This is a genomic window from Rhodococcus sp. CH91 (assembly GCF_022554085.1).
Lineage (GTDB): Bacteria > Actinomycetota > Actinomycetes > Mycobacteriales > Mycobacteriaceae > Rhodococcus.
Map to the genome: position 1 here is coordinate 26,096 of NZ_JAKFYR010000008.1, position 18,936 is coordinate 45,031.

The following is an 18,936-nucleotide window of genomic DNA, read 5'->3' on the forward strand; positions in this document are numbered from 1 at the left end:
GTCAGTTCCGGATGTCGGGTACGAGCGCCGCCGCGTTCCGGGCATCGATCGCACCCTTCCACAGCCCCGCTCCGTATGCGAGGTCGTCGAGCCTCTTGTAGAGCAGGTACCGGACCGGGTCGAGCCCGCCACTCTCCCGGTGCATTCTCCAGTCCCAGATCCCTTCGGCGACAGCGAAAGTCAGCAGTACCCGGCGAAGCCTCCGGGAGAACAGCGCCGCCAGGGCCGTGACCGGCCAGTAGTGCCGGCACGCCGCCGACGCCAGCTGCCACAGACCACCCGCGAAGCCCTGTGCGGTGAGGACCGCCGCGAGGCGGGTGCGCTCGTCGATGTCGGCGAAGGTGCGCCGCAACCGGGCGAAGGTGACGGCCTGCGTCGCCACCGCCGCCACCGGCCCGATGCGCGTGCCACTCGCGATCGCGATGCATGCGAGCAGAGTCCAGATCGACATCGCCATCGGCGGTACGGAACCCGGATGCCGATCCGCGAGCGGAGCCGCACCGGTTCCGTAGAACGCCTTGCGGGTCAGCCAGCTACGGAAACGGGTGCGGTGATCGTGCGCGACTCGCGAGATCGGCTCGTAGCGCAACCGTCCACCGGAGGCCTGCAGTCGGCGGCACAGATCGACGTCCTCGGCGACGTGCATCGACTCGTCGAAACCACCGCACGCGACGAGCGCCTCGCGCCGCACGAGCAGTGCGGCGCTCGGCACGTAGGAGACCGGACCACCTGCGACCACCGCCGACTCGCGGCCTCCGAGATCGAGGGACGACCGCGCGTGCTCGTATCGGGCGAGCGCGCTGCTGTCGGGTTCGAGCGCGACGATGCGAGGGGCGACGAGCGCGACCGCAGGGTCGGTGAAATGCCCCAGTGCACGTTCGAGCCAGCCGAGTTGCGGCACCACGTCGGAGTCGAGGAAGGCGACGAATTCGGTTGCGGCCTGGCACATGCCGGTGTTCCGGGCCGCAGCCGGGCCGCGGGAGACCTCGTGCCGGACGACCCGGACTCGACCCGTCCCGGGGGGTTCGATCGGGACGGTGGAGCCGTCGTCGACGATGACGACCTCGTGTCCCTCGACGGCGGCCAGGAGCCGGGTCAGCCCGGAGGAGTTGTCCTTCACCGGGACCACGATGGTGACGTCCGAACTGGGCGGCAGTTTCGTCGGCCGCGGGTGTCCGATGCCCGAATCGAGCAGACGCCGGGCCACCGCTGCGCTCTGCGCGTCGACCACTTCGAGGAAGTCCTCGTCGATCATCGCCGCGGCGGCGGGTGCGAGTTTCAGCATGCGTGTGGGGGATCCGCCGACGAGGATCCGGCCGCCGGCGAAGCTGCGCACGCGCGCATCGATGCGGACTCCGAAACCGTCGGGAAGCCTGGCTGGTCGAGGCTGCTCCACCCGAGGGGAAGTCGCCTGTGGAGAAGTCGCCCGACTCACCGAAGCCTTCCTTCCGTTCCCGGCTGCCACCGGGCGACCTGTGCGCTCGCCCGTTCGACCAGATTCGCGAACAGGCGCGCACCGTGGTCTGCAGTGGCCCCGGTGGGATCTCCCAGGATCCCGTTCGCGGACACCGAAACGATACCGGCTTCACGCAGGCGGGGCATCAGACTGCCGATCGGTTCCGTGGCGCCCGCTGCGGCCCTGGTCATGTCGACCGTCTCGGGCGCGAGGTGCAGCAGCAGGCTGGTTTCGGTGATCCCGGCATGAGCGTCCGCTCGGGGCACCGCACACGGGAGCCAGGCGGCGTCGCGTCCCTCGTACCGCAGCAGCGTCACCGCTTCGGCCAGCGGATGCGCGTTTCCTCCGTGACCGTTGACGAAGAGCACGCGCCGCGCCCACCTGCAGACCGACCGCCCGTACTCGACGAGCAGCGCTCGCGTCACCTCCGCCCCGATCGACACGGTGCCGGCGAACGCCTCGTGTTCCCCGCTCGCGCCGTACGCCAGGGGCGGCGCCACCGTGACGTCGGGCAGTGCGGCGGCGACGGCAGCTGCGATGCGGGTGTCGGTGTCGAGGGGGAGGTGCGGGCCGTGCTGTTCGCATGCGCCGACGGGGACGGCCACCGTCACCCGGCCGGGTTCGATGTCCGTCCAGTAGGCGTCGGAGAGCTCCCGCATCACCGGTCCGATGCTAAGGGGTTCGCGGGTGTCCACGAAACCCGGAGGTCCTGACGGGCCGAAGCGGGCGGGAAGACCGGATCTGTACGCTTTTCGGGTGCTGATCGAACCTCGTCCCCTCGACGATCCGGACGTGCAGGCCCTCATCGAAGAGGTCCAGCTCGAATACGTTCGCAGATACGGCGGGCCCGATCACACGGAATTGCATCCCGAGGAGTTCGCGCCTCCACGCGGCGTGTTCCTGCTCGCTTCGGGTGAGGGCGTTCCGGTGGGAATCGGCGGCTGGCGAGCCCGGGACTCCCGGCATCGCGGACTACGGGACGGGGACGCCGAGATCAAGCGGATGTACGTGCGCTCCGACATGCGGCGACGGGGAGTGGCCCGGCGGGTGCTCGACGCGCTCGAACGAACCGCGGCCGATGCCGGCCGGCGCCGCATGGTTCTCGAGACGGGTACCGAACAGCCGGAGGCGATCGCGATGTACGCCCGCGCCGGATACCGGCCGATGGCCGACCGATTCGGGCTCTGGGCGGAATCGGAGACGTCGCTGTACTTCTGCAAGGACCTGCCACCGATCCGTCTCGCGACGGAGGAGGATCTGCCCGTCCTGCAGGAGATCGAGCGCGCGGCGGGCAGACCGTTCGCCGAAGTGGGCATGGGATTCGTGGCCGACGACGAGCCCCCCTCCCTCGACACCTTGCGCTCGTACCGCCGGGCCGGGCGGTGCTGGGTGTATTCGGACGACCACCTGCATCCGATCGGATATCTCGTGGCGGACCTCGTCGACGACGGGGTGCACATCGAACAGGCCTCGGTCCGTCCTGATCACGCCCGTCGCGGCATCGGGCGTCTCCTGCTCGAACATGTCGCGGGGTGGGCACGGGACGCGGGATTCCGGACGATGACGCTGACGACCTTCCGCGACGTGCCGTGGAACGCTCCCTATTACGAGCGCCTCGGCTTCCGGATCGTGCCGGACGAGTCGCTCTCCCCCGAACTCGCCGACGTGCGCGCGGCGGAGCGCGAACGCGGGCTCGACGAATGGCCGCGGGTCGCCATGCGCCGCGATCTCCACGCCTCCGGTTCGGCGCCCTGATCTCCCGTGCCCCCCAGTTCCGTGCCGGCGCGGTCCCCGTCCAGGATCGCCGCATCCAGGCGGCGGGGCGTCACCGCGTCACCCACGCGGATCACTCGCACTCCGCATCCGGCGAGTTCCCGCCACAGCTCGTCCACGGGTTCCTGATGTGTTGCGACGACGACCGTGTCCACCCTGAGCGCCCGCCGATCGCCAGTGGGGTGATGCACGAGGGTGACATCGGCTCCGTCCGTGTGGTCGACGATGCCGGTGACGACGACGTCCGTGATCTGCTCGATCCGCTTGTCGTGGGCGCGCCGTAGCCAGCCGTCCGCGTCGAGCGTCAACCCGAGATCCTGGCCGACGATCATCCCCGGAGTACACACCGTCACGGCGCAACCCCGATCCGCCAGTAGTTCGGCGACCGAGGTGCCCTGATGGAATCCGAGATCGTCGACGACGAGTACGCGTCCCGACGGAACCGCACGACCTGTCAGGACGTCGCGCACGTCCGCCACCCGCGCCGACGAACCCGCCCATGCGGGTCGTCGCGGGCGGGCGCCCGTGGCCACGACGACCACATCGGGCCGGAGCGAACGGATCGTTCCGGCGTCGACGTCGATCCCGGTGCGGATGTCCACTCCCCTCCGGCGGCATTCGGCGTCGAGATGGGTCACCGCGCCGAGCAGTTCACCCCGGTGAGGCGCGATGGCCGCCTCGCGGATCTGACCACCGGTTCGCCGGTTCCGCTCGAGTACGACGACCGAATGTCCCTGTGCCGCAGCCGTGGCCGCGGCCCGGAGACCTGCCGGTCCGGCACCGGCGACGACGACGCGGCGCGGCGGAAGGGAAGGCGGCAGATGCGATTCGTGACCTGCCCGGGGGTTGACGGCGCAGCCTATCCCTCGGCCCAGCCCGACCCGCCCGATGCACTCCTGGTTGCAGCCGATGCAGGGTCGGATCTCGTCGTCGCGGCCGGAGAGGGTCTTGCTCGCGAAGTGGGGGTCGGCGATCTGTGCGCGTACTGCGCCCACGAGGTCGCACACACCGCGGGCGAGTGCCGCCCTCACCTGGTCCGGGCGGGTGAAGCGCCCGACTCCGATCACGGGCAGCGATACCGCCGCGCGGATCGCATCGGGCACGAACAGGGAGTAACCATGCGGCGTCGACATCGGCGCCTCGACGAGATGCAGCGTCTCGGTCGCGACTCCGACGGAGGTGTTCAGGTAATCGACGTCGCCGCTCGCCTCGAGCATGCCGGCGACCTGCACGGCGTCCTCGGTGCACACTCCCCCGGCCGTTCCGTCGTGACCGGTCAGCCGCACCCCGACGACAGCATCGCGTCCGACCGCGCCGCGCACGGCTGTCACCACCTCGAGGAGCAGCCGGGCCCGACTCCGGGAATCGCCACCGTATTCGTCGGTGCGGTGGTTGGTTCCGGCAGCGAGGAAGGCCCGCAGGATCGAGGCCTGCGAGCACTGGATCTCGACCCCGTCGAATCCCCCGTCGACGCATCGGCGCGCCACCGCGGCGTACGCGGCGACGAGGTCGGCGATCTCGGCCGGCGCGATCTGTCGTGGCACCTCCCGGAAGAGGGGGTCCGGCTCGGGACTCGGCGCCCACAGCGGCAGTTCCGTGTACACGGAACTGCCCTGTGCACCGTTGTGGTTGAGCTGCGCGACGATTCGCGTTCCGTGCCGATGCACGGCCGCGGTGAGCCGCCGGTAACCGCCCAGCACCCCGGGATCCCACCCGCGGATCAGCTTCTCGTAGGGCCGGTCCGAAGGATGCACGGTGTGTTCCTCGGTGACGATCAGCGCCGCACCGCCACGCGCGCGCGCCTCGTAGTACGTGATGTGCCGGTCCGTGACGGTGCCGTCGACCGAGAAGTTGGTCAGGTGCGCAGGGAAGACGATGCGGTTGCGCAGCTCCACGGGGCCGATCCGCAGACGTGCTCGCGGGTCGGCCCCGGTGGACGCGTGCGGCATCGTCAGACCTTCGAGTTGCCCTGGTCGATGGCCATCTGGCTGCCGGTGATCGTGGACGCCCGATCGCTCGCGAGGAACAGCACGGTCTCGGAGATGTCGTCGGGGTCGGCCGCCGGCTTCTCGGTGAGGATCGGAACGAAGTTCGGGCCCCAGGAGGGATTCTTCTCGAACAACTTCAGGACACTGACGTCGGTCCCCATCGGGGTGTTGACCCCGTAGGGGTGGATGGAGTTGACACGGATGCGGTACGGACCGAGTTCCTTGGCTGCCGCCTGCGTGATTCCGACGAGACCGAATTTCGCTGCAGCATAGTTCATCTGGCCGGGCATCGCCTTGAGACCGGCGACCGAGCTGACGACGATGATCGACCCGCCGTTACCGGCTTCGATCATGGCGGGCGCGGCGGCCTTGAGAGTCTTGAACACTCCCGTGAGATTGATGTCGATCAGCTCTTCGAACTGGTCGTCGGGCATCTCCCAGAACTTGTTCCACGTGCAGATGCCCGCGTTGGCGACCACGACGTCGAGGCGCCCGAACTGACCGACTCCCTCCTCGACCACGGCCCGCAGCGCGGCACTGTCGCGGACGTCGGCGACGCGAGCGAGGATCTTCCCGCCCGCCTCCTCGACGAGGCGCACGGTCTCGCGCAGATCGTCCTCGGTGGCCTGTTCGTAGGTGATGTACTCCGAGACCGGCCCCGCGACGTCGACGCCGATGACCGACGCCCCCTCGCGCGCGAATCGCACCGCGTGGTTACGCCCCTGTCCGCGAGCGATTCCCGTGATGAAGACGACCTTGCCGTCGAACTCTCCCATATCGATCCTCTCCGTCGAACCAGGACTCCACCTGGATCTGGAACGCGTTCCAGTGTGCCCCACGTTACAGCGCGTGAGCCACCTCGTTGCCTTCGCGAATCGCCTCCCGAACCGACCTCGGTGCGACGCAGTCACCGGCGGTACGAGCCCCGGGCACCTCCCGCCCCGGCAGCCGCGGCGAACAGTCGACCAGCGCGGCATCGACGACGGCGACCACCTCCCCCGAGACGCGCTGTACGAGACGGACCGCCCCCGCATCCACGGCTGCGACCGACACACCGAGATGCCGCCTCACCCCGGCCCGGTGCATCCGGACGTTCGCGGGCACGAGATCGCCGGTCGGCGCCAGTCGCGACCCGGCGAGGGCGTCACCGGTCGCATAGTGCACCTCGGCGCCCCGGCTCGCCAGGTGATCGGTGACGGCGACGGCGACGGGTCCACCCAGCGGGTCCCACACCACCACCCGCGGCGAATCCGGGCAGGTACCCGAGAGCACGTCGGCGGCGGTCGCGTAACGGCTCGGTGCGGTCACCGGGAAGCCCGGGGGTCGCGGCACGCCACCACTCGCCTGGATCACCTCGGTGCCGGAGGCGAGCGCAGCAGCGATCTCGGCGGGGGTCGCCGCCCTGCCCAGGCGGATGTCGACCCCGAGCTCACGGCAGCGCCCCTCCAGCCAGCGAGTGAGCGCGCCGAAGTCCACGCAGCGCCTGCCGGCCGCGGCGCGAGCCGCACCGCCGGTCGACGGTTCGCGTTCGACGAGGACGACACGATGCCCACGCTCGGCGGCCACCCGCGCCGCTTCGAGTCCGGCCGGGCCGCCGCCGACCACGAGCACCTCGCGTGACCGGCCCGCCGGGTTCCGGCCGTTCCGGTTCTCGCGCCCGGCCTCGGCGTTGCCGATACATCCCACGACGGGGTTGCGGAAGTCCTCGACCAGGCACGCCTGGTTGCACCGCACGCACGGGCGCGGCTGCGCACCGCGCCCGACGGATGCGACGAGGTCGGGGTCGGCGATCTGGGCCCGCGTCATCTCGACCAGGTCGCACACGCCCTCCTCGAGCACGCGCCGGGCGTGACCGGCGTCGACCACACCACCCTGCAGGACGACCGGCACCGCCCCGTCGACGGCCACGCGGATGCTCCGGCACAGGTCGTCGTTGAAACCTCGGGGCGTGTGCGCGTCGGGCCGATAGGTCTCCGGTGAGAACAGCCCGCCGCGCACCACCGTCAGCAGGTCGATCACCGGCGCGAGCTCGCGGGCGTGGGAGCCCGTGACGTCGGGGGTGAGACCTGCCCACGGTGCGTTCTCGTCGCAGGTGAGGCGCACCGCGAGAATCCGGTTCGCGCCGAGTCTTTCGCGGACCGCTCCGACGACCTCGCGGAGAAGGAGAGCCCGGTCGATACCGTATTCGTCGTCGCGGTGGTTGGTCAGACCCGAAAGGAATTGCCGCAACAGGGACGTCGGCCCGACGTCGAGTTCGACACCGTCGAGATCCGCCGCGGCGGCGATGCCGGCGCCGCGCGCGAAACCGTCCACGATGTCGTCGATGTCGTCCCGGGTCATCTCCGCGGGCAGTTCGCGTGTGACGGGATCGGGGATGCGCGAGGGTGCCCACAGGGGTGATCGGGTCCAGGCGCTCGTCCCCTGGAGACCACGATGCCCGAGGCCCGCGAGCACGAGCGTGCCGTACGGCCGGCAGGCTTCGACGATGCGCGTGTAGCCCGCGCCGCTGCATGCGGCGAGCGGCGCCCGCTCGTAGGGATGATCGAGCGGGTGGATCGACGCCGTTTCGGTCACGACGATGCCGGCACCGCCCCGGGCCCGACGCTCGTAATAAGCGACGTGCCCGTCGGAGAATGCGCGTCCCTCACCGAGATTCGTCACGTGCGGGCCGAAGATCACCCTCGCCGGGGCGGTGCGCCCGGCGAGGGTGATCGGGTCCGTGAGCGCTGGGCTCATCCGTACGGAGCGGCGGTCAGATCCCGAGGTCGCGACGGAAGTCGTCGGGCACGAACACATCGTCCGGGGTCAGCTCGTGGATCGAGTTCTTGCCCAGGCCCATCAGCGCCGACCCGATGCCGCCACTGAGGATGTCGAGGACGTTCTCCACTCCGGCCTGACCGTTGGCGGCCAGCCCCCACAGGTAGGCACGGCCGATCAGTACCGCCTTGGCACCGAGGGCGATCGCCTTGACGACATCACTGCCGCGGCGGATCCCCCCGTCGAGCAGCACCTCGACGTCCTTGCCCACCGCTTCGGCGATCGCCGGCAATGCCCGGATCGGTGCGGGAGTGCCGTCGAGGTTGTTGCCCCCGTGATTGGACACCGAGATGGCGGTGGCCCCGGCGTCGACGGCACGCTTGGCGTCGTCGACCCGCATGACGCCTTTGAGCATGAACGGTGCGTCACCCCACTGCTCGCGCAGCCACGCCACGTCCTCCCAGGTGGGCAACGGTGTGGTCATCCACTCACCGTAGGCACCGAAGAAGGTGGGTGCCTCGCCCCCGGGGAGGGTCAGATTCGGCGTGGTCAGATCCGGCACACCACCGGTCCTGGCCCATTCGAGCAGCCACTTGGGACGGATGATGCCCTCGGGGGCGAACTTGATCATCGCGTCGAGGCTCATGCGTTCGGGGATGGCGGGGCTGCCCCAGTCGCGGCCGTTGGAGAACGACCAGTCCAGCGTCATGATCAGGCCCTTGGCGCCGGCGGCGCGGGCACGTTCCATACGCTGGACGAGCACGTCGCGACTGCCCACCCAGTACATCTGGAAGAAGGTCTTCTCGTTGACCGCGGTGACCTCTTCGATGGACTTGCTCGCGAACGAGCTCAAACCCATTGCGGTGCCGCGGGCGGCGGCGGCGCGGGCCACGGCGACCTCACCGTCGGGATGCACGGCCTGCACACCCGTGGGCGAGATGAGGACCGGCAGGGCGACGTCCTGCCCCATGATCCGCGTACCCATCTCCCGCTTGTCGGACAGGCCCGCCACGTGCGGCGCGAAGCCCAGCTGACGGAAAGCGGCGGTGTTGTCGTCGACGGTGATGCCGGCTTCGGAGCCGGCGACCAGGGCGCCGTAGACGGACTTGGGCAGGCGCCTGCGGGCGCGTTGCTGCGCGATCGCGACGGTCTCGAACCACGGGTCCTGTGCCCAGGGGTTCTTCAACCAGGAAGGCTTGGCCATCTCGGGTCGTCTCCTCGAAGATCTACAGGCCTGCGAGCGGGTTCTCGTCGCAGAACTTGGCGGGGGGCTTGGTGAGCAGTGTCAGCGGCACGGGCGCGGCAGGGGTGCGGCGTTCGGCACGCTTACCGGTGCGGGAGTGGTCGACACTGGACTGCGGCACGGTGCGCTCGCCCTCGAGTGCCGCCTGCCCGTATCCCTGCACGCATTCGGGATCGGGGCCGTCCATCGGCAGGCCGGTGAAGAATTTCGCGGCCATGCATCCGCCGCGGCACGAATCGAAGAAGGTGCACGAGGCGCAGGCCCCCGCGGATTGGGGTTCGCGCAGTTCGCGGAACAGGTCCGAGTTCTTCCACACGCTCGCGAAACCGCCGTCGGTGAGGATGTTCCCGGCGTGGAAGTTGTCGTGGATGGCGAAGGGGCAGGCGTAGACATCGCCCACCGGGTCGATCAGGCACACGACGCGGCCCGCTCCGCACAGATTCAGGCCGGGCAGCGACCCGCCGCCCTCACCACCGAAGGCCGACAGGTGGAAGAACGAATCACCTGTCAGGACACCTTCACCGTGCGCGACGAGCCAGTCGTAGAGCTGTCGCTGCTGCTCGTGGGTGGGGTGCAGATCGTCCCATACGTCCACTGCGCGACCGGAAGGGCGCAGGCGGGTGATGCGCAGCGTGGCGCCGTAGCGGTCGGCGAGAGCTTTGAATTCGTCGAGCTGGTCGACGTTCTGGCGGGTGACGACCACGGAGATCTTCGCGTCGCGGAAACCGGCCTCGGCCAGGTTCTCGAGCGCACGCACGGCCATGGCGAACGAGCCCGGGCCGCGCACGGCGTCGTTGACCTCGGCGGTGGCGCCGTCGAGGGAGATCTGCACGTCGACATAGTCCGAGGCGGCGAGTCGTTCGGCGACCTTCTTGTCGATGCGCACACCGTTGGTGGAGAACTTCACGCCCACCTGGTGTTCGGTGGCGTAGTCGACGAGTTCCCAGAAGTCCGAGCGCACCGTGGGTTCGCCGCCACCGATGTTGACGTAGAAGACCTGCATGCGCTGCAGTTCGTCGATGATCGCCTTGCACTGCTCGGTGGTCAGCTCGCGCGGGTCGCGTTTGCCGGACGAGGACAGGCAGTGCACGCACGACAGGTTGCAGGCGTAGGTCAGTTCCCAGGTCAGGCAGATCGGGGCGTCGAGGCCCTTCTCGAACTGATCGACGAGGCGCCCGACCTTCACCGGTGCGGTGGGGGCGGGCGGTTCGAGCAGAGACGTCATGGATGGTCCTTCGGGGCTCAGGCGGGGACGATCATGTGCGAGTCGGCCAGTGTGCCGAGGGCACGCAGATAGGGCCGCTCGGTGCTCTCGTCGATCCCGTGCGCTCGCAACGCTTCTCGCACCGACGCGTGATCGCCCAGGGACCGGACGACGTCGACCACGACAGTGTTCTTCAGGAACGACAACTTGCGGGTGCCGAAGTGGTAGAGCAACGCCCCGAAAGGCTCGGGGCGAAGCGCTACCTGCGGATGGAGCCGCCAGCGGGCACCCGGATCGAACTGTGCAGATGCCACGGCGGTGGCTCCGGGTGCGGACATGTCAGTACACGCCGCACATACCGTCGATCGAGACCTCTTCGACGAGGGACTCCTCGATCAGATCGGATTCGATCACCGCGTTGTCACGATCGGACATGATTCCTCCTCGGGGTTTGTCTCCTGACACGGAGTCGGGCATCACGGCAGGCTTGCATTGTGAGCCTCTTCACCACTGTAATGGCATCGAGTGCAGAATGTAACCCCGGGAGACACACGATGACGCGCAGCCGACGGGAACCGTCCGCTCGGGTAGGTCGACGCCCGTCCACCTCGAAGGAGGAACTCGCCGCCATCGGCATCGAGTTGTTCATGGACGTCGGATTCGACGAGACGAGCATCGACGACATCGCCGAGGCGGCCGGTATCGCGCGACGCACCTTCTTCCGGTACTTCCCCTCGAAGAACGAGCTGGCGTGGGGAGACTTCGACAAGCACCTGGCCGATATGCGTGCGAGTCTCGAATCCATACCAGAGAACGTGCCCCTGTCCGAAGCGCTGACCACGGCTCTGCACGATTTCAACAGATTCCCCGAGAGCGAGGCCGAACGGCACCGCGCGCGGATGCAGCTCATCCTGCACACACCTGCCCTCCAAGGTTATTCGTCGGTGATGTACCGCGGCTGGCGACAGGTCGTCGCGGACTTCGTCGCCCGGCGCATCGGAGCCGGGCCGGACGACCCCGTCCCCCGGACGTGCGGCTATCTGCTGCTCGGCGTCGCGATCGCCGCCTACGAGTCGTGGCTCGACGAACCCGCCTCGGATCTGCACGACTACCTCGCCGCAGGAATGCGAACTCTGACCTCGGGCCTGGACTACAGTGACCCGACCTCCCCGTCCGAGCTCTCGAACAAGGGTGATTCGCCATGACCGTGCTCGATTCGCTCGCACCCTGCCCGCCGGGCCGCTGGACCCACGGCCACGTGAGCGTCGAACGTGTGCCGGCCGGTCCGCTGACCCTGCGGCGCGACGCCGATCGCCTCCACGTCTCCCACTCCCTCGGCCCGGACCAGCTCAGTGAGCGCCTCGTCGCCGAGGTGACCGCATCGATCCAGGATGCGGCCTTCGGGCAGAACGAGTTCGAACTCACCATGGTGGGGATCGTCCGTTCCACGGTTGCCGGCGCCCTCGAATCCTGGATCACCTACTATCGCAATTCGCTCGGCGAACTCCTCGACGGCACAGCAGATTTCGCACCGATCCACGACAAGGCGGCAGAGCTGGTGCGTGGTGACGTGCTCGATCTCGGCTCGTGCTTCGGCTTTCTGCCACTACGACTCGCCGCAGCCGGTACGGCGGTCACGGCCACCGACATCCTGCCGGGCACCATGCGCCTGCTCGACGCGGTCGCGCCGCATCTCGGGCTTCGGGTCGACACGCTGGTATGCGACGCCGCGCACGTACCGGTCCCCGACGACAGTGCCGACACGGTGACCGCGATCCATCTGCTCGAGCACGTCGACGACCCCGTCGGGACCGCGATTCTCGACGAGGCGCTGCGCATCGCGAGAAAACGAGTGGTCGTGGCGGTACCCTTCGAAGACGAGGCAACGGCGTGCCACGGGCACATCCGCACCTTCGATGCCACCGCCCTCGAGGAACTCGGACGCAGCACCGGCCGAGAGTTCGACGTCTTCGAACACCACGGCGGGTGGCTCGTGATCGAGTGATATCGCAGGAGTATCCGACCCATCCGGAGGTCGCCCGGTGACGAATGCCGGGTGTATCCGGAAGGAGGCCGCACGATGGACGAGAACGCAGAGAGCTTCTTCAGCTGGACCTCGCGCCGTATCGTTCTGCCGCACGGCGCCACGGACGAAGAAGCCTCGCGACCGCCCGGGCTGGTGATGGACTGCCGTCCGATTCCCGAACGGCCGGATGTGCGACTGCTCGTCTATCACGACGACACGAACGACGCCGACTACGACGCCGTCGTCATCGGGAGGACCGACGGCGCGAACGACATCCCGGTCATCACGACACCGGAGGAGTGCCTTCTCGTCGCAGCGGCGCGGGCCGAGACCGGCCCCGCGATCGTGCTCGCCGCACCGACGGGTGACGACCTCGGCAAGCGGGTACGGGAGGTCACCAACCAGATCCTCCGAGGCGGACCGCTACTGTGCCTGATCCTGTGCACCGGAGCATTGTCCGTGCTGCTGCCGTTGCACTCCTCGACTCCGGACACACGCTGACGCCGGACCGGTGGCGGTAGTCCGGATCGCACCCTGGGCGACGGCGTGGACATCCGGCCCGTACTCACCGGGGCGGACGTGGTCGAGCAGCACGTGCTCCCCGTCGTAGTCCCCTCCGCGGAGCGGCCGGTACGCGATCGCCGTCTCCGAGTTCATACGGTCCAGGCGATCGCGCAACCGCTTCTCCTCGTCCGGGAAGGTCGCTCGATCGAGGAGATCGGCACTCGCGACGAGATGCGGTCGCAGTACCCGCATTCCGGTGTAGAAGGCCGTGCCGTGCAGCAGCGGCCACAGCACGTGGTCGATCGCACCGCTGATACCTCGCGGCCCGAGCGCCGTAGCCCGATCCCCCGCGGTGACGACGACGAGCATGGTCCTGCCGGCCAGCCCACCGTCACCGTATCTCCGGACGCGCCCCTGCTCGTCGCGGACGCCGAATGCGAAACCGGCGGTGAACACCCGGTCGAACCAGCCCTTCAGGATCGCGGGCATGCCGTACCACCACAGCGGAAACGACACGACGAGGTGTCGCGCGGCGCGCAGCGCGTCCTGTTCGCGCCGGATGTCCTCGGCGAGGCGACCCGTCGTCGCGGCGTGTTTCTGCCGCTCGGACAACGTACCTCCCGTCGCCGTGCCGAAGTCGGCGTCCGACAGTACCGGATTCCAGTTCATCGCGTAGAGATCCGAGACCGCGACCCGAGTGCCCGCCTCGCGCAACCGCGACACCCCTGATCGCACCAGGGCGTGACCCAGCGAGGTCTCGTCCGGATGAGCATGCACCCACAGAACACTGTCTCTCTCCGTCATACATCCATGGTCTGTTTCTGGGAACATGATGTGAAGTACGCACTTTCGATGCACATACTGACCGTCGTGTAAGCATCGTCGCCGAGCAGGGGGTTCCGATGACGCGGAAGGCCGTCGAGACGGCAATGCAGGTGTGCCCGGTCGAGATCGCGGTGGTGGTCCTCGGCGGCGCCTGGAAACTCACGATCGTCAAGAACCTGATCGGTGGGCCCTGCCGGTTCGGCGAACTGGGGCGGAGGGTCGGGCCGATCAGCGCCCGGGTGCTCACCCGGCAGCTTAGGGAGCTGGAGACCGACGGCATCGTCTCGCGCACCGTCTTCGCCGAAGTGCCTCCTCGGGTGGAATACGAGTTGACCGAACTGGGCCGGACCCTCGAGGTCGCGGTCGCATGGCTCGACGAGTGGGGCAAGGCCTACAGCAGCAAGGTCGTCTCGCGCACGTGATGCCGGGGCGAGATCCTGTTCGCGGCCGAATGCACCGCTGCGACCCGCGACACGGATCGGGCAGGTCGGGTCACGGCCCGGTATCCCCCATGACCGCCCCCTCGCGGCGCGGGTCGGCTCCTCCGATCCACCCACCGTCCCCTCGCACCAGCGCGCTCAGACCACTGGACCTGGGAGCGACCGACACTTCGTGACCCTTCTCGCGGAGTTGTCGTACGAGCGGGTCGTTCGCTCCGTCGTCGGCTCCGTCGACGGCCGGATGTTCGCCGCCGATACCGGTCACCGGGGTGTTCGCGGCGCCGAACGACACCGCGGAGACCGCTTGCTGTGGATCGAGTCCCCAATCGAGTGTGCCGACGAGTGTCTGGACGACGAACTGGATGATCACCGAACCACCGGGGGACCCCACCACCATGTACACGCTGCCGCGTTCCCCCTCCGGGCTTCGTTCGAAGACGAGTGTCGGAGCCATCGAACTGCGGGGACGTTTGCCGGGCTCCACGCGGTTGGCGACGGGCAGACCTTCCTCGTCGACCGGTTCGGCGGCGAAGTCCGTGAGTTGGTTGTTGAGCAGGAAGCCGTCGACCATGTGGAAGGAACCGAATGCCGACTCGACGGTCGTCGTCATGGATGCGACGTTGCCGTAACTGTCGGCGACCGAGATGTGGCTGGTGCCGTGTTCGGGACTCTGCGGTGGCATGCCGAGAGGCACGGGACCGAAGTCGCCCGGCTCCGCCTCGCCCATGCTCTTGCCCGGATCGATCAGTCCGGCACGTTCGGACAGATATCCGGGATTCACCAGGGTGTCGAGCGAACCACCGGGCAGCGGAACGAAATCGGCGTCGGCGACGTACTTGTCGCGGTCGGCGTAGGCGAGCCGCTCGGCTTCGGCGATCAGATGGACCGCCTCCGCGTCGGGCACACCTCCGTCGGCATCCACCTCGGTGGGCGGTAGTGCGGCGAGATCGAAGTTCTCGAGGATGCCGAGAGTCGCGGCGACCGCCGTGCCTCCCGAGGACGGAGTGGGCATCCCGCAGATCTCGTACTCCCGATAGGGAGTACACAGCGGCGTGCGTTCCTTCGCCTCGTAGGCGGCGAGATCGTCGAGGGTCATGGTGCCCGGCGTGCGCCCGCCCGAATCGGTGCCCGTGGCGTCGACGATCCCCTGTGCGATGTCGCCGCTGTAGAAGGCGTCGGCACCACCGGTGGCTATCGCGGACAGTGTCTTCGCCATCGCCGGATTGGTGAGCGTCTCCCCGGCCGATCTGGGCGAGCCGTCGGGACGCAGGAAGTAGGCGCGAGCCTCGTCGTCGAGCGCGAGCTGTGCGGCGGAATCGGCGATCGACTGCGCCATGCGGTCGCTGATCACGACGCCGTCGTCCGCGAGATCGATCGCCGGCCCGAACAGCTCGCTCCAGTCGCTGCGGCCGTGCTCGCCGTGGACCTTCTCCAGCATGCGGACCACACCGGGCACCCCGATGGACCGGCCGCTGGCACGTGCGTCCGGACGCGGCTCCGTGCGCTCGGTGTCGCTGATCCAGCGCAGGTAGTTCTCGGTCGCGGACATCGGTGCCGTCTCGCGGCCGTCGTATGCCCGCACCTGCCCGGACGCGGCGTCGTAGTACACGAGGAAGGCCCCGCCGCCGATGCCCGACGACTGGGGTTCGACGAGGCCGAGAACCATCTGTGCCGCGACGAGCGCGTCGGCTGCGGTCCCGCCCTCACGCAGGACCTCGCAGGCCGCTTCGGTGGAGACCGGATTGGCCGTGGACACGGCGTACGAGGACGTGGTCACCGCCGTCATACCGCTGCGATATCCCGTGGCGACCTCGGGATTCGTGGAGATGTCGCGGTCTCCGGACTCGGGTGGCCGAGATGTGCCGGCGAGCGGTGTGCCGTTCGGTTCTGCGGTGCACGTCGCGGCGCCCGCGCTTTCCTGCCTGCCGGAGGTGTCGGCCGATACCGAGGTGCACGCGCCGAGGAGTGCGATCGCGACGGTCGCGGCGAACGCGGTGCGGATATCGGACCGGATGCTCGCAGGCGAAAACATTCATAGACGGTAACGGGGCGAAGCCCTTCACGTGAGGACTTCGACGAGCACCTGTCCTCGTCGAATCGATCCACCTCGGCAGAGGCGTGACATCGGCCGGGCAGGCAGGTCGTTTTCCCGCTGACCGGGTGGGCCCGTCACCCACCGGAACGGTCCCGGTACCGTTTTCCTCATCCGATGCGCGCTGGTAGCCTGACTAGAACACGTTCTAGATTCTGGCCCTGCGCGGCCGTATTGCAGGAGAGGACGAGAACACCCATGACGACTGTCGAGGTGCCCCACGGCTCACGATCGGTGATGCTCACCGTGTCCGCCGTCGTCGAGGAGACCGCCGATACGCGGTCGATCGTGTTCGCCGTCCCCGACGACCTGCGCGACAAGTTCGCTTACCGGCCCGGCCAGTTCCTCACGTTGCGCATCCCGAGCGAGCGGACGGGCTCGGTGGCACGCTGCTACTCGCTCGCCAGTTCGCCGTTCAGCGACGACGCTCCCAAGGTGACCGTCAAGCGCACCTCCGACGGTTACGGATCGAACTGGCTGTGCGACAACGTCGCGGCGGGCCAGACCATCGAGGTCCTTCCCCCGGCCGGGGTCTTCACCCCGAAGTCGCTCGATCACGACTTCCTGCTCTTCGGTGGCGGCAGCGGCATCACCCCGGTGATCTCGATCCTCAAGTCCGCACTCACCCAGGGCGGCGGCAAGGTGGTGCTCGTCTACGCCAACCGCGACGAGAAGTCGGTCATCTTCGCGGAGGAGCTGCGCGCCCTCGCGGAGAAGTACCCGACCCGCCTCACGGTCGTCCACTGGCTCGAATCCGTTCAGGGACTGCCCACCGCCGAGCAGCTCGCGGCGCTCGTGGCGCCCTACGAGTCGTACGAGGCGTTCATGTGCGGCCCCGGACCGTTCATGGACACGGTCCACCGGGCCCTGAACACCGTGGGAATGCCCCGCGCCCGCGTGCACGCCGAGGTCTTCAACTCCCTCTCGGGCGATCCGTTCGCCGACCAGGCGCCGGTCGAGGTCAGCGAGGAGGACGCCGCCGACGCGGCTACCGTCGAGGTGGAGCTCGACGGCGAGGTCCACACGCTCTCGTGGCCGCGGAAGCAGACCCTCGTCGACATCATGCTCGCGAAGGGCATCGACGTGCCGTATTCGTGCCAGGAAGGCGAATGCGGGTCGTGTGCGTGCACCGTGCTCGAAGGCAAGGTCGAGATGGAGCACTGCGACGTGCTCGACCCCGAGGACATCGAGGCCGGCTACATCCTGGGCTGCCAGGCGCGACCGGTGACCGACCACCTCAAGATCGAGTTCTGATTCCGCGGAGTTCCGACCCCGCGGGAAGAGCCGGCGCCTACGAACGAACGGGCGCCGGCTCTTCCCGCATCCGGGCCGGATCGGCCTTCGGCGTACGCACCAGCACGCCGGCACCGGCCACGAGAGCCAGTATCGCGACGACCACCCCGTAGCCGACGGCCGTGGACGTCAGACCGAACGATCCGGCGGCGACTCCGGCGGCCATCGCCGGCACGGAGAAGGCGAAATAGCAGACCACGAAGGTGGTCGCGAAGATCCGGCCACGTTCGTGCGCGCGTCCCAGGGAACCCACCACGCTCATCGCCCCGACGAAGGTCGATCCCCACCCGAAACCGGCAACCGCCGTACCCGCGTAGTAGACCGCGACCCACCCGGTGAGCAAGGCGGTGATCACCACGGCCAGTCCGGACGCGAGCAGCGCGGCACCGACGACCACGATGCGATGCGGGTCGCGGCGGGCCATCGTGGTGGCCGCGAGCGTTCCCGAGGTGAACAGGGTGGCGATCGCCAGCCCCGCGGCGAGCCGGTTGTGGACGTCGAACACCGAGTCGACGATGGACGGTCCCAGCGACATGTACAACCCACCGAGTGCCCAGGCCGACATCAGGCTGGGGAGGATGAGCAGATACCGGCCACGGACCTCCCGCGGCACCGAGGCGCTCGGCACCAAGCTGCGCAGGGCGGCTCGTCGCGAGGGGAAACCCACCGACGGGGAGGTCTCCGGAACGAAGATCAGCGCCGCCGCCAGCGCCGCCGCCAGGACCGCGACGACCACATAGCTCAGCACCGTCGGAAACGGCGCGAACTGCACGAGCACACCCGCTCCCGCCGCACCGAGCGCGAGTCCGAGCGAGGGCGCCGCCGTGTTGATCAACGGCCCGATGTGCGCGTTCGGCTGCATCTCGATCACCGCGGCAGCGAGGGCACTCGTCGCCGCACCCACCGCCAGACCCTGCAGAATCCTCGCGACGATCAGCCCTTCGACACCCGGGGACAGGACGAAGACGATCATGCTCACGGCGAGCAGCAGCAGCGCCGCCACGATCACCGGCCGGCGGCCGATGTGATCGGACAGCGATCCCACGGTCACCAGGGCAGCGAGCAGGGCGAGCACGTAGACCGCGAACACCACCGTGAGGGTCGCCGCGGAGAAGCCCCACATCTGCTGATAGACGGGATACAGCGGCGACGGCGCGGACGACGACGCGGTGAGAGTGAACGCTCCCAGCCCTGCCACGGCGAAACCGAACGTGCGGATCCGGCCACGGGGTCGTACGGGAGCAGTCATCGAACCTCCTGAGTCGCACAGGAGCGTGCCGCGCGGACATCGAACGGGCACGTTCCGTGAGTGCATCGAACGGCCCGTTCGGTGCG

17 protein-coding genes and 1 pseudogene are annotated in these 18,936 nt (G+C 68.7%); 6 read left to right on the forward strand and 12 right to left on the reverse strand.

Annotated features, from left to right (window positions below):
* Nucleotide 1 precedes the first annotated feature (1 nt).
* Both mftF and mftE read right to left on the reverse strand, forming a co-directional pair.
* Nucleotides 2-1,435, reverse strand: coding sequence for a mycofactocin biosynthesis glycosyltransferase MftF (gene mftF, locus MOM01_RS15795; RefSeq protein ID WP_241386385.1), 1,434 nt, complete (start codon nt 1,433-1,435; stop codon nt 2-4).
* Nucleotides 1,432-2,115: a mycofactocin biosynthesis peptidyl-dipeptidase MftE gene (gene mftE, locus MOM01_RS15800; RefSeq protein WP_241386583.1), complete on the reverse strand. Its 684-nt coding sequence runs from the start codon at nt 2,113-2,115 to the stop codon at nt 1,432-1,434. Before mftE ends, mftF begins: the two co-directional genes overlap by 4 nt.
* A gap of 10 nt (nt 2,116-2,125) precedes the next feature.
* Here mftE and MOM01_RS15805 point away from each other — a divergent pair.
* Nucleotides 2,126-3,028 (forward strand): annotated as a pseudogene (locus MOM01_RS15805) (GNAT family N-acetyltransferase); the annotation flags it as partial.
* Nucleotides 3,029-3,060: 32 nt separating this feature from the next.
* Here MOM01_RS15805 and MOM01_RS15810 read toward each other — a convergent pair.
* From MOM01_RS15810 to mftA, 7 genes are all read right to left on the reverse strand, one after another.
* On the reverse strand, nt 3,061-5,178 hold the full coding sequence (locus MOM01_RS15810; protein WP_241386386.1) for a mycofactocin system FadH/OYE family oxidoreductase 2: 2,118 nt from the start codon (nt 5,176-5,178) through the stop codon (nt 3,061-3,063).
* A gap of 2 nt (nt 5,179-5,180) precedes the next feature.
* Nucleotides 5,181-5,993 (reverse strand): mycofactocin-coupled SDR family oxidoreductase, encoded by an 813-nt coding sequence (locus MOM01_RS15815; protein WP_241386387.1) that lies wholly within the window; start codon nt 5,991-5,993, stop codon nt 5,181-5,183.
* Between the two features lie 64 nt (nt 5,994-6,057).
* Nucleotides 6,058-7,953 (reverse strand): mycofactocin system FadH/OYE family oxidoreductase 1, encoded by a 1,896-nt coding sequence (locus MOM01_RS15820; RefSeq protein WP_241386388.1) that lies wholly within the window; start codon nt 7,951-7,953, stop codon nt 6,058-6,060.
* A gap of 16 nt (nt 7,954-7,969) precedes the next feature.
* The gene (mftD, locus tag MOM01_RS15825; RefSeq protein ID WP_241386389.1) at nt 7,970-9,178 is read right to left on the reverse strand and encodes a pre-mycofactocin synthase MftD; all 1,209 of its coding nucleotides are present in this window, start codon (nt 9,176-9,178) and stop codon (nt 7,970-7,972) included.
* 22 nt (nt 9,179-9,200) lie between these two features.
* Entirely contained in the window at nt 9,201-10,442 is a 1,242-nt protein-coding gene (mftC, locus tag MOM01_RS15830; protein ID WP_241386390.1) for a mycofactocin radical SAM maturase, read from the reverse strand.
* 17 nt (nt 10,443-10,459) lie between these two features.
* Nucleotides 10,460-10,759 carry a mycofactocin biosynthesis chaperone MftB gene (gene mftB, locus MOM01_RS15835; RefSeq protein WP_241386391.1) on the reverse strand — a complete coding sequence of 100 codons (300 nt, stop codon included), beginning with the start codon at nt 10,757-10,759 and terminating at the stop codon, nt 10,460-10,462.
* Between the two features lies 1 nt (nt 10,760).
* Nucleotides 10,761-10,856, reverse strand: coding sequence for a mycofactocin precursor MftA (gene mftA, locus MOM01_RS15840; protein ID WP_006553546.1), 96 nt, complete (start codon nt 10,854-10,856; stop codon nt 10,761-10,763).
* A gap of 119 nt (nt 10,857-10,975) precedes the next feature.
* On the opposite strand from mftA, the gene mftR reads away from it, so the two are divergent.
* The 3 genes from mftR (at nt 10,976) to MOM01_RS15855 (ending at nt 12,948) form a co-directional block, all read left to right on the forward strand.
* On the forward strand, nt 10,976-11,626 hold the full coding sequence (mftR, locus tag MOM01_RS15845) for a mycofactocin system transcriptional regulator (RefSeq protein WP_241386392.1): 651 nt from the start codon (nt 10,976-10,978) through the stop codon (nt 11,624-11,626).
* On the forward strand, nt 11,623-12,426 hold the full coding sequence (gene mftM / locus MOM01_RS15850) for a mycofactocin oligosaccharide methyltransferase MftM (RefSeq protein ID WP_241386393.1): 804 nt from the start codon (nt 11,623-11,625) through the stop codon (nt 12,424-12,426). Before mftR ends, mftM begins: the two co-directional genes overlap by 4 nt.
* 75 nt (nt 12,427-12,501) lie before the next feature.
* Nucleotides 12,502-12,948: a hypothetical protein gene (locus MOM01_RS15855; RefSeq protein WP_241386394.1), complete on the forward strand. Its 447-nt coding sequence runs from the start codon at nt 12,502-12,504 to the stop codon at nt 12,946-12,948.
* Here MOM01_RS15855 and MOM01_RS15860 read toward each other — a convergent pair.
* A complete protein-coding gene (locus tag MOM01_RS15860) occupies nt 12,871-13,755 on the reverse strand; it encodes an NAD(P)H-dependent oxidoreductase (RefSeq protein WP_241386395.1) in 885 nt (294 codons plus the stop codon). The two genes, MOM01_RS15855 and MOM01_RS15860, sit on opposite strands and share 78 nt — an antisense overlap.
* A gap of 98 nt (nt 13,756-13,853) precedes the next feature.
* Here MOM01_RS15860 and MOM01_RS15865 point away from each other — a divergent pair, with 98 nt between their 5' ends.
* Nucleotides 13,854-14,198: a winged helix-turn-helix transcriptional regulator gene (locus tag MOM01_RS15865; RefSeq protein WP_241386396.1), complete on the forward strand. Its 345-nt coding sequence runs from the start codon at nt 13,854-13,856 to the stop codon at nt 14,196-14,198.
* Nucleotides 14,199-14,268: 70 nt separating this feature from the next.
* On the opposite strand, the gene ggt is transcribed toward MOM01_RS15865, so the two are convergent.
* Nucleotides 14,269-16,248 (reverse strand): gamma-glutamyltransferase, encoded by a 1,980-nt coding sequence (gene ggt / locus MOM01_RS15870; RefSeq protein ID WP_241386397.1) that lies wholly within the window; start codon nt 16,246-16,248, stop codon nt 14,269-14,271.
* 258 nt (nt 16,249-16,506) lie between these two features.
* Here ggt and MOM01_RS15875 point away from each other — a divergent pair, with 258 nt between their 5' ends.
* Nucleotides 16,507-17,562 (forward strand): ferredoxin--NADP reductase, encoded by a 1,056-nt coding sequence (locus tag MOM01_RS15875; protein WP_241386398.1) that lies wholly within the window; start codon nt 16,507-16,509, stop codon nt 17,560-17,562.
* Nucleotides 17,563-17,599: 37 nt separating this feature from the next.
* Here MOM01_RS15875 and MOM01_RS15880 read toward each other — a convergent pair whose 3' ends face one another.
* Complete coding sequence (locus tag MOM01_RS15880) at nt 17,600-18,850, reverse strand: MFS transporter (RefSeq protein ID WP_241386399.1); 1,251 nt, start codon at nt 18,848-18,850, stop codon at nt 17,600-17,602.
* Between the last annotated feature and the right edge of the window lie 86 nt (nt 18,851-18,936).